The sequence below is a fragment of the Trichococcus sp. genome (assembly GCF_049589555.1).
GTDB lineage: Bacteria > Bacillota > Bacilli > Lactobacillales > Aerococcaceae > Trichococcus.
Genome location: NZ_JBAWAZ010000071.1, coordinates 1 through 10,489, shown reverse-complemented (window position 1 = coordinate 10,489; position 10,489 = coordinate 1). Strand labels below are relative to the sequence as shown.

Annotated in this window: 12 protein-coding genes; 2 read left to right on the top strand and 10 right to left on the bottom strand. The window is 48.6% G+C overall.

All coding sequences use genetic code 11. The features are described from left to right. Positions 1 to 449: 449 nt before the first annotated feature. The 3 genes from WBV27_RS03410 to WBV27_RS03400 form a co-directional block, all read right to left on the bottom strand. Positions 450 to 1,796 (bottom strand): MATE family efflux transporter, encoded by a 1,347-nt coding sequence (locus WBV27_RS03410; RefSeq protein WP_424199431.1) that lies wholly within the window; start codon positions 1,794 to 1,796, stop codon positions 450 to 452. Positions 1,797 to 1,798: 2 nt separating this feature from the next. Next, positions 1,799 to 2,233, bottom strand: a complete 435-nt coding sequence (locus WBV27_RS03405) for a MarR family winged helix-turn-helix transcriptional regulator (protein WP_424199429.1) — start codon at positions 2,231 to 2,233, stop codon at positions 1,799 to 1,801. A 190-nt stretch (positions 2,234 to 2,423) separates the two neighbouring features. After that, positions 2,424 to 3,584, bottom strand: coding sequence for a glycerate kinase (locus tag WBV27_RS03400; protein WP_424199427.1), 1,161 nt, complete (start codon positions 3,582 to 3,584; stop codon positions 2,424 to 2,426). A gap of 238 nt (positions 3,585 to 3,822) precedes the next feature. On the opposite strand from WBV27_RS03400, the gene WBV27_RS03395 reads away from it, so the two are divergent. Then, positions 3,823 to 4,950: a CdaR family transcriptional regulator gene (locus WBV27_RS03395; protein WP_424199425.1), complete on the top strand. Its 1,128-nt coding sequence runs from the start codon at positions 3,823 to 3,825 to the stop codon at positions 4,948 to 4,950. A 68-nt stretch (positions 4,951 to 5,018) separates the two neighbouring features. Here WBV27_RS03395 and WBV27_RS03390 read toward each other — a convergent pair whose 3' ends face one another. From WBV27_RS03390 to WBV27_RS03360, 7 genes are all read right to left on the bottom strand, one after another. After that, complete coding sequence (locus WBV27_RS03390; protein ID WP_424199423.1) at positions 5,019 to 5,834, bottom strand: energy-coupling factor ABC transporter ATP-binding protein; 816 nt, start codon at positions 5,832 to 5,834, stop codon at positions 5,019 to 5,021. Further along, positions 5,827 to 6,678 (bottom strand): energy-coupling factor ABC transporter ATP-binding protein, encoded by an 852-nt coding sequence (locus WBV27_RS03385; RefSeq protein ID WP_424199421.1) that lies wholly within the window; start codon positions 6,676 to 6,678, stop codon positions 5,827 to 5,829. The genes WBV27_RS03390 and WBV27_RS03385 overlap by 8 nt, the downstream gene beginning before the upstream one ends. Then, entirely contained in the window at positions 6,675 to 7,442 is a 768-nt protein-coding gene (locus WBV27_RS03380) for an energy-coupling factor transporter transmembrane component T family protein (protein WP_424199419.1), read from the bottom strand. The genes WBV27_RS03385 and WBV27_RS03380 overlap by 4 nt, the downstream gene beginning before the upstream one ends. 12 nt (positions 7,443 to 7,454) lie before the next feature. Continuing rightward, positions 7,455 to 8,063 (bottom strand): ECF transporter S component, encoded by a 609-nt coding sequence (locus tag WBV27_RS03375; protein ID WP_424199417.1) that lies wholly within the window; start codon positions 8,061 to 8,063, stop codon positions 7,455 to 7,457. Between the two features lies 1 nt (position 8,064). Beyond that, positions 8,065 to 8,820 (bottom strand): nucleoside phosphorylase, encoded by a 756-nt coding sequence (locus tag WBV27_RS03370; protein WP_424199415.1) that lies wholly within the window; start codon positions 8,818 to 8,820, stop codon positions 8,065 to 8,067. Between the two features lie 208 nt (positions 8,821 to 9,028). After that, positions 9,029 to 9,727, bottom strand: a complete 699-nt coding sequence (locus WBV27_RS03365) for an LrgB family protein (RefSeq protein ID WP_424199413.1) — start codon at positions 9,725 to 9,727, stop codon at positions 9,029 to 9,031. Continuing rightward, positions 9,720 to 10,091 carry a CidA/LrgA family protein gene (locus tag WBV27_RS03360; RefSeq protein ID WP_424199411.1) on the bottom strand — a complete coding sequence of 124 codons (372 nt, stop codon included), beginning with the start codon at positions 10,089 to 10,091 and terminating at the stop codon, positions 9,720 to 9,722. The genes WBV27_RS03365 and WBV27_RS03360 overlap by 8 nt, the downstream gene beginning before the upstream one ends. Positions 10,092 to 10,297: 206 nt before the next feature. Here WBV27_RS03360 and WBV27_RS03355 point away from each other — a divergent pair. Further along, on the top strand, positions 10,298 to 10,489 hold a 192-nt coding region (locus tag WBV27_RS03355; protein WP_424199409.1), incomplete at its 3' end, for a hypothetical protein.

Sequence of the window (10,489 nt, the reverse complement as noted above, 5' to 3'; positions counted from 1 at the left end):
TTGCTGACTTTATGTTTGCGATACTAAGTATCGTCTTCGTTTGCTTCGACCGAAGTCTAAGCTCCTTGCACATTTGGTTCGTTCATTCTTTATTCAGTTTTCAAAGGTCAATCGTGTATCACTCGTTGCGTGACAGCTCATTTATAATATCGCAACTTATCGATTTCGTCAAGAACTTTTTTGAATTATTTATTCTTATTATTCTTGAAGCAAAATCAACCGATTAGCAACTTTTATATAATATCATTCCGAAGCCACCCTGTCAACATCTTTCTTGCATTTAATTGTTAGGCACTTCAGGCAACTCATTTATACTATCATTCTTCTGCTGTCATTGTCAATTCTTTTTTGAACTTTTTGGGATACCAAATAAACCGGACTGTCCCGTTTTGGGCCAGTCCGGTTTTTCTTCATCTTATTCAGGAAAAGATACATCGAAGTTGGAATCTTCACCTCGGCAGTTTCCTCAAAGTCATATACAAAAGTATACCCGATGTCGTCGCAGACAGGATGTCCGCTATTGGTTCTGCATAGTAGATTCCCATCACATCAAAATAGTTGGGTAAAATAAGTGCCAGCGGAATCAGGATGATCACTTTGCGCAACAGGGCAATGAAAAGTGATTTTTTCGCCTCCCCTACACCGACAAAAAACATTTGCGCGCTCATCTGCACTCCGAACAGCCACATTCCGCCCATGTAGATCGGCAGAACACGGGTGACCAAAGCCAACAAATCCGGATTTGCCGTAAAGATGCGTGCGAACAGACCGGGCACGAACAGCACCAATAAAAAGTAGGAGGCAGTAAGTCCAACCGTTACCTTCATGGAATGGCGGACAGTTTCTCGCACACGCTTGAAATTTCCCGCTCCGTAATTATAGCTGATGATGGGTTGAACGCCTTGCGTAAATCCTTGTATGGGCACCGTCAGCAATTGCATGATGCTTTGCATGATCGTCATGGATCCGACGTAAAGATCTCCGCCATACTTCAGCAGCCCCGTGTTGAAAACAATCACAATCGCACTTTCCGTCGCCTGCATAATGAATGGCGAAATCCCCAAGGACACGATTCTCTTTAGCAGTCCGAACTTCAGAGCCATGTTCTTCTTGCGGATCCGTATAAGCGAATGCTCGGAAGTCAGAAATCGGAGGACGTAAAACGCGCTCAGAGCTTGGGAAATGACCGTAGCGATCGCAGCTCCTTTAACACCCATACCAAAAACGAAAATAAAAATCGGGTCCAGGATGATATTGGCGATAGCACCGATCAGTACTGAAAACATGGCATTTTTGGTTTTACCTTGGCTTGTGATGAAGAGATTCAAACCCAGTGCATATTGCACAAAAATCGTTCCCATTATATAGATGGATGTATAGTCATTCGCATAGTTGAAGGTAACGTCACTGGCACCGAATAAATATAATAATGGCTCCTTGATCAAGGTAAAGACAATGGTCAAAACGACTGCCATCAGCGTCAGCATCGAAAAAGCATTGCCGAGAATTTTTTCAGCCTCATCTTTCTCGTTCTTCCCTAACGCAATGGCCGCCAATGGAGCTCCTCCACCTCCGGCAAAGCTGCTGAAAGCAGAAATGATCAGTACAAGCGGGGCGCTGATTCCTAATCCGGTTAACGCAACAGCCCCAACCTCCGGGATATGGCCGATATACATCCTATCCACAATGTTATAGAGGATATTGATTACTTGGGCAATGATGCTCGGTATGGCCAGCTCCCTCATCAGTTTAGGGATTTTCTCCGTCCCCATCCGGGATCCTTTCAATTCTTGCATGATCACTCCTCCTTTTTCCGTTCCACATTGGCAATCATTTTTTCAAGAGCCCATTCAAACTGTGCGAACTGTTCTTGGCTGATACCTTCCATCATCGATGCGATATACTGTTTTCGGCGATTCCGCAATCGCTCCGCTATCGGTTTTGCCTGATCAGTCAAGACAAGATGAATGTAACGACGATCCGCCTCGTCTACCCTTGTCTCCAGGTAACCTTTCGCAACAAGCGAATCGACCGATCTGGCAATCAAAGACTTTGATAATCCCAGGGAATCTGCTATTTCTTTGGATGTGTCCATTTCGTTATTTGACAAAAAGGTGATCAGATCCAACTCATTTGGAGAAAAATCCGAATCGGACATCTCTGTCTTCACTTCTGCCCGGTACATTTTCGATAGCTTGGACAAGCTGATCAGCAGGTTCTTCTTTTCTTTCATAAATTGCGCGCCTCCATACATTCAAACTGAAACCATTTTACCGTTTAACGGTTCACTTGTATACCATCTAGTCATCGATCATTCCCACAAACTGTCCGTCAGTCTTCCAAATAAAAATTAAAAACACCTGCATCAGCAAGGACTTCCAAGGAGGCAGGAAGACTTGCTGATGCAGGTGTTAAACGAACAGTCACAGAGAAATAGGCACTTTCTTTGCCAACAGAAAGGCGCGGAAAGCCGTCTCTCCGGCATTTGTGATCAGTTTTTCCGTTTGCGAAATGGCTGTATCCAAATCCATCGGTTTGTTGATGATGTCCAAAACCAGGTCGATGCCTGTCGCATAGATCGGGCCTAAATCATCATCGCTGCTGCCGACCACTGCGATGACCGGCAAGTGGTATTTCTTCGCCAACTGGGCGATGCCAACTGGCGCTTTTCCGTTCAATGATTGCGAATCCATTCTGCCTTCGCCGGTGATGACAAGATCGGCATCTTGGAAATGTGATTCGATTTCGAGGATGGACAGGACTTTCGAGATGCCGCTGTAGCTTTTCGCTCCACAAAAAGCCATCAAACCGGCACCCAATCCTCCTGCAGCACCCGCTCCGGGGGCTTCAAGCACAGCTATCCCTAAACATTCTTCAACCTTTTCCCCATAGTGACGCAATAACCGGTCCAACTTCCGGACATCTTCCGGGGTCGCCCCCTTCTGAGGACCATAAATATAGGATGCCCCATTCTCCCCGCATAAAGGGTTCGTCACATCGGACAGGATCGTGAAGGTGACGTCATGCATGCGTTTATCCAAACCACTGTCATCTATAGAAGCAATGTCACCCAGCTTACCTGCACCGAACGGAATTTCATTCCCTTCGCTGTCCTTGAAAGAGACCCCTAGCGCCTGTGCCATCCCCACACCGCCGTCATTGGTGGCGCTGCCCCCGACACCGATGAAGATTTCTTTGATGCCGCAATCCAAAGCAGCCCGGATCAATTCACCGGTTCCATATGTCGTCGCGCGATAAACATCGTTATCGGCGAGGTCAACCAGGGTCAATCCCGAGGCTTCAGCCATTTCGACGACAGCGATGTTGTCTTTGATGATGCCGAATTTTGCCTGGACTTTATCGCCCATCGGTCCCGTGACGTCAGCATAGCGGTATTCCCCCTTGCATCCGATCACCAAAGCATCCACGGTCCCTTCGCCGCCGTCAGCGACAGGAACTTTGACGATTTCCACGTTGCGGTTCAGACGCAAGATTCCTTGTTCGATGTAGTCCTCCACCTGGATGGTTGATGCGCTGCCCTTAAAGGAATCGGCAGCGATGACGATTTTGAATTTTTTCTCCATTGATTAGTCCCTTCCTTTCAGCATTTGCCGTATTTTTAGCATCGCCCAAACGATATAATCCGCTACACGCTTATTGTAGATTCCGCTGACTTTTGGTACGTGTTTGAATATCTATAGTGTAACGATTTCTATTTCCGGATTATATATTTTACAAACCAAACATTTACTGTAAAATCGAAGATAAATATGTCACCCAGCACACATTGCATCTTTTTTCGAATCGGAGGGACAGAAACCCATGGAAATAGCTGCCGAACTGGCGCAAAGGATCGTAGTCAGCATGAAAGAAATCATCCATCAGGAATTGAATTTCATCAACATCGACGGTGTAATTATCGCAAGCACGGATGATGCCCGAATCGGCGAACAACACGCCGGGGCAAAAAAAGTGATCGAAACTAAAACCGATCTAATCGTGAAGGATGACACCCATTTCGAAGGCACGAAAAGGGGCATCAACATTCCCATCTTCAGTGACCAACACCTGTTAGGCGTGATCGGCATCACCGGCAATAAAGACGAAGTAGTAAAATACGGCAAAATAATCAAGACCATGACCGAAATCCTCGTGAAGGAAGCTTGGCTCAAAGACGTATCATTCAAAAAACGCGATAACTACCGGATGCTGATTGAAGAGTTATTGATGATCCGTCCGGATTTGGAGAATATCCAGACACTTTCAAACCTACTAGGATTTGATTTGAACATCCCGAGACTCATTGTCGCCGGGCACATCAAAAATCTCTCCGTCGGTCGCAACGATAAAATCGAGAACATGATGAAGCTATTGGAGACGATCCTTTTGAACGACACACAAACGATTTATAACGTTGATGGGCCTGAAATCACGATTCTGTTCAGAGAAAGCCTCCCGGAACCCACGCTTGCATACCAACTAAAAAAACTTATCCATCAAGCAGAGGAGCAATATGACTTGCATTTGCATATAGGCGTCGGTCTGTCTGGCGAGACACCTGCCGCGCTCCGGACCAGCCACGAGCAAGCTCGCGCGGCGTTGGATTGGTCAATCCTGAACTCGCATAATACCATCGAATATTATTCCAAACTTGACTTGGGTATGATTCTCGCCAACATTCCCAAGAACAATTCCGAAGAGTTCGTCCACAAAATTTTAAGAAATTTGGATTGGAAAGAGTTGGGAGAATACACTGAAATCCTCTCTGTCTATGGTTCCAATAATGGCAGCATCTACAAGTGCGCCGATGATTTGTTCATCCACAAAAACACTTTGCAATACAAATTGAACAAGCTTCACAAATTGACCGGCTACAACCCACGCGAATTGGACAGCTACACTATCCTGTCCCTCGCATTCAAATTGCATAGTATCCTGAACAGAAATTGAAGATAAAAAAAAGTAGTCGCGGCAACATCCCTTACGGACAATGCCTTGACTGCTTTCCGACTGCACTGTTATGGCAGTTTCACTTCATCCTCTTTTATCGCTGCAACCACTTCTTCAACACTCAAAAGATTGCCTGGGATGCCCAAAGCCTGTGCGATCTTCATGGCTTGGGGCTGATCTAGGTAGGCTTGCTGCAGGAGCTCTTTTTTGCTGAAAACTTTCCTTGCCTCGCCTTCAAGCAGCAGTTGCCCTTGGCTGAAGACGATGATGCGTTCAAAAACTGCCGCCGCAAAGTCCATGTCATGCAGAATGCACAGCACGGCTTTCCCTTCTGCCTGCAGGTTTTCGATCACTTTTTTGATGATCGCTTTCCCGGCCACATCCTGGCCCATCGTGGGCTCATCGAAAATGACGATGGGCGTGTCCATCGCCAAAATCGAAGCCAAGGCCACCATCTTTCTTTGCGCCAAGTTGAGATCGTAAGGGTTCACTTTCTCGACGTCAACCAGTTGCACTTGCTCCAAAGCCGCGCGGGAACTGGCCCTCGCCTCATCCAGTGACTGCCCGATGTTCAACGGACCGACCATGACCTCATCCAGAACCGTATTCTTGAAAATCTGATCATCCGGATTCTGAAAAACCAAACCGATTTTCTTGGCGATCTGGGCAACCGTCAGAGTCGACAAATCGGTCCCGTCCAATAGTATCCTGCCGGAATCAGGGCGCAATAGCCCCTTCAGCAATTTCACGAAAGTCGTTTTCCCAGAGCCATTCTGCCCGATGATGGCCGTTTTCCGGTCATCCAACACCAGATTGATGCCCTTTATGACGGGTGTCGCTTTATCGTAGGCAAAATGCAGCTTCTCTATTTCCAGTTTATTCATGCGGAGCACCCACTTCCGCAAGCAGCACTTTCAACTCGTCCAACTCCACAGGGTAATGCCCGTTGGCCTTCCGCTTGCTCAAATGTCGGGCGATTGCGGTCACGGCTGGCGGTCGCACTCCCAGAGACGCCAGGTCTTCGCGTGAAAAAACCGCTTCGGGCGTATCATACGCGATCAATTTTGCATCATCCAAAAGCAAGACCCGGTCGGCATACTGCGCGATTTTTTCCATCTTCTGCTCAGCCATGATGATCGTGATGCCTTCTTTCGTCAGGTTCTCCACCACTTTGAAGACCTCTTCCGCCCCTTGCGGATCCAATTGGGAAGTAGGTTCATCCAAAATCAGCACTTTCGGCTTCATAGCGACCACGCCGGCGATCGCAACCCGCTGCATTTGCCCACCGGAAAGATCGAACGGATTCTTGTCCTTCACTTTGCGGATATCCAGCAAGTCCAAGCTTTCTTCGATCCGCTTGATGATTTCCTCGCGTGGCAGCCCCATGTTTTCGAGACCGAAGGCGATTTCTTCATATACCGTAAACCGCGAGCCGGTGATCTGGGAAAATGGATTTTCGAACACCAACCCGGCTGCTGCAGTGACTTCACTCACATCCGTCGTGCGCACATCCAAACCGGCTATCATTACCGATCCGCCGTAGGCCCCTTTGAAGAAGTGCGGCACCAAGCCGCTGAGCGCATAGCACAAAGTCGATTTTCCGGCGGTGTTCCTTCCAATCAGACCGATGAATTCGCCCTCCTCGACCGAAAAGCTGATGCCGTCCAACGCCAATTTGGTCGTGTCGGGATAGCGATATTTCAGATCCTTCACTTCTATGATACTCATCCCATCAACCTCCAAACGATCAAACCGGCCAGAATCAACAAGAGCAAAATATTCAACAAAGTACTGTAACGATAGGACTTCGCTTCATTCAGATAGGTTTTGGGCGTGTCCCTGTCGAAGCCACGGACATCGAGCGCAATCGCTCTTTCCCGAGTATCGTTCAAAGCGTTCAGAATGACCGGTCCCAATAGCGGGAAGAACGCCTTTATCCTGACAAACAGGCTGCCTTCAGTCTCCATCCCCCGCGACCGTTGCGCATCCTGGATTTTGCCATAAGTGGCCCGGAGCTGCGGGATGATCTGCAGTACCGAAAGGATGACATAGCCGATTTTCGGCGACATGCCTTTCTGCTGCAGCCGTTCAACCAGTTCCGTCGGCGAAGTCGTCAGCACCAATACCCCAAAGGCGCTGACCATATTGATGACGCGCAGGGTCAGACGAAAGGCGATAACCAGGCCCTCTTTGTAGAATTTTATCGGGCCCAATTCATACAGCAACGTTTCATTAGCAGGATTGAAAAAACCCTGCACAATGACGATCGACAGAATCAATAAAAAACTGAGCGCAATCACCGGCATAATATTGCGGAAAACTTTCCCCAGCAACAAGATGCCAAAACTGATCAGCATGACTGCCGCTACTTCCCAAAGTTCATCCAGCAAATAGGCCGCAGCGATGCTTACGACGATATAAAACATCTTCGTCAACGGATCCAAGCGATGGATCGGCGAGTTGCGCGGTACATACAATGTCATTGCATCCATTCAAATCAGCCCCTATAATTCTTCTATCGCGCCTTCCTTCAGGAAAGTGTTCGTAAGTTTCTTCGGCAAGCCCTTGAAGACAAAATAACTGATGAGCACCGTCACTAATTTATCCGGCACATCCACAACGATGCCATCCAAGAAAGAAGCCAGCCATTGCGGTTGCCCATTCGAAATCAACAAAGCGTACAGGGCATCCCCCCAGACATTGCCGGTCTGACCACCCCAAAAGAGGATGTTCAACGGCGTCGAAACGGTGGCCGCAACCACACCGATAATCAAACCGGCCAGCAATACGGTCTTTATATCCTTGAACCAACCTTTTGCGGCAAACAGACCTGCCATCAAACCGATGACTGCGCTGGTGACTGCGTACACTGTCGAAATCGGATCGGCCGTCACGCCGTAGATGATGTTGTTGATGATCCCGGAAGCGGCACCGATGACCGGCCCCGCCAGCATACCTGACAACACCGTCCCGATCGAGTCCAACCAAAGCGGCAGACGCAATATGCCCGCGATGTATTTGCCGAGATAATTGATTCCGATCGCGATCGGGATCAAGACGATGGAAGCCGTAGACAACTTATAACTCAGTTTGTTTTTTGTTTCTGCATTCATTTCATTTTCCTCCTTTTGCCTGATGCCACGCATGAAAAGCGGATAATGCCAGTTTAATTTGATTCTGTTCCCCTTGCTTGGTCGCCGCTTCTCCGGAAACGAATTGACGGACGCCTTCCTCCATCCCTTCATCCGGACCGACGACGACATTCAGCAATGAAGCGGTCTTCAGTCCCCTCAATGCCCCAACAACGAACAAAGTGGCTGTTTCCATGTCCGACCCGATGATGCCGTTGCTGCTCCAATACGCAGTAAGTTGCGCTTCACGGGCGGTGTAGAAACTGTCGTGGCTGCGGACAATACCCAACCGATGAGGGATCCGCTCCGTTTCCGCAATTGCCCGCAGCTGCATCAACAAATCCAGATCGGCAACGGCAGGATATCCGGAATCGACATAAGCCTTGCTGGCGCCGTCATCCCGGACTGCTGCCGTCGCGATGATCACATCGCCCAAACGCACTGCTGGATGCAAGGACCCACAGCTGCCGATGCGGATGATGCCTTCTATTCCGATTTTTGCCAACTCTTCTATCGCTATCGCTGTGGATGGTCCGCCAATCCCGGAGGAAATGACCAGCACCTTCATTCCTTGATAGGTCCCCAGAACACTCTTGTACTCACGGTTGAACGCCAAATCGACAGCGTCCTCCAACAGCAATTTCGCTCTTTCCACGCGGGCTGGATCACCCGGCAACAGCGCATATTTCACATCCAGATCGACTGATAATTGAATGTGCGCCTGCAGTATTTGTTCCATTTCTCCACCATCCTTTTCGCAATGATCGACTCCGGAATAGCCAGACAAAACTTCAAGATACTGATACCCATTATGAGTTCAGTATAGCACAGAGCCCAACGTCTGGCACCGGATAACCCTTGATGGAAAACCGCCTTCCCGGGGCAAAAAAGAAGCAGCTCTCACTTTTAAAGGAGGCTGCTACTTATGCTGAGCTTATTTATCAGGCTTACTGAACGAACAGCGCCGCAAGCGGAATCAACCCGACCATCACGACACCGGAAACGACCATCGCCAGGCTGCTCATGGCTCCCTGCAGTTCGCTCGCTTTCAACGATTCAGCCGTCCCCATGGCATGGGAAGCCGCACCCAAAGCCAAACCTTTCGCGATCGGTTCTTCGATCCTGAAGATTCTGAAAATCATCCCGGAAACCACTGTCCCGAAAATGCCGGCGAAGATGACCCCTGCCACTATGATCCCTGCGACCCCGCCGATCAATTCGGTCGTATCCAACGCAATGGCCATCGTGATCGAGCGCGCCAAGGTGGAAAGGGTCGTGACTTCGCTCATCTGAAGGATCAGAGCCAAGCCGATGATTGTGACCAGACCGCTGATCATCCCCGCCAGACAACTGATCAAAACGACCCAGCTGTTCTCGCGCAAAATCTTGAACTGTCGATAGACCGGAACAGCCAGGCAAATCGTAGCCGGCGTCAGGAGGTCGGACAACACTTGCGCGCTTTTTTGAAAAACGGCAACTTCGATGTCCAGGAACAGGATCAAGCCCATCACCAGGATTGTCCCGATCAGCAAAGGGTTCATGAAGGCATAGGGATATTTTTTGTTTAGCTTCAAACCGATCATGAAGGCTCCCAAGCTGATGAACAAGCCGAGATATTTTGTCGTTTCCAGCAGATGATCAATCATTCCCGTCAGCCTCCTTTGCTTTCTTCCTTCTTATCATTCCCTGAGCCAATAGCCCGGTCGTCGTCAAAATAACGATGGTGGAGCCGATGTTGACGGCTACCCAGCTGGCGAAGTTTTCGGCGATTTGCCCGTAGGAAGTGATGAGCCCAGCCCCGCTCACGACGAACAGAGCAGGCATGATGCCCAACAACAGATTGGCGGCATTTTCCACTTGTTGGAGTTTCAGCACGCCCTTCATCAGCAACAGGAACAGAAGCGACATGCCGTAAATGCTGGCCGGAATGGGCAGTGGAATGAAAAGGGCCAGCAATTCACTTACGGCCGAAATAGCGATGATGACGGTAAATTGTTTTAAATAATGCATATTGGAGCGGCTCCTTCCTCGTCCAAAGTAATCCGGACTTTTTCAATATCCAGTATACCGACTTCCGGTTCAAAACGATATATCCCTCAATACAAAATCTCACTGTACTTGTTGGTTAAATCCTGTTACACGATACATACGCAGGCCGAATGATGTATAATAAGCCGTGCAGCAAATGAACAAGGTCAGAAAGAAGGAGAAAATAAATGAACTTAGAAAAATTGATTGAAAAGATTGAAGCGTTCAAAGCAAGCCATCCTGAAGGTACGTTAGAATTCTTCGTGCAACCGCAAAGGGATTTGGATGATCTTTATGCTGAACTGCTGATACTGGATGTAACAACGGATGCAGAGGGCAATGCTACAGCCCGCGCTGAGGAAGCTTTGATCACGTTGGAA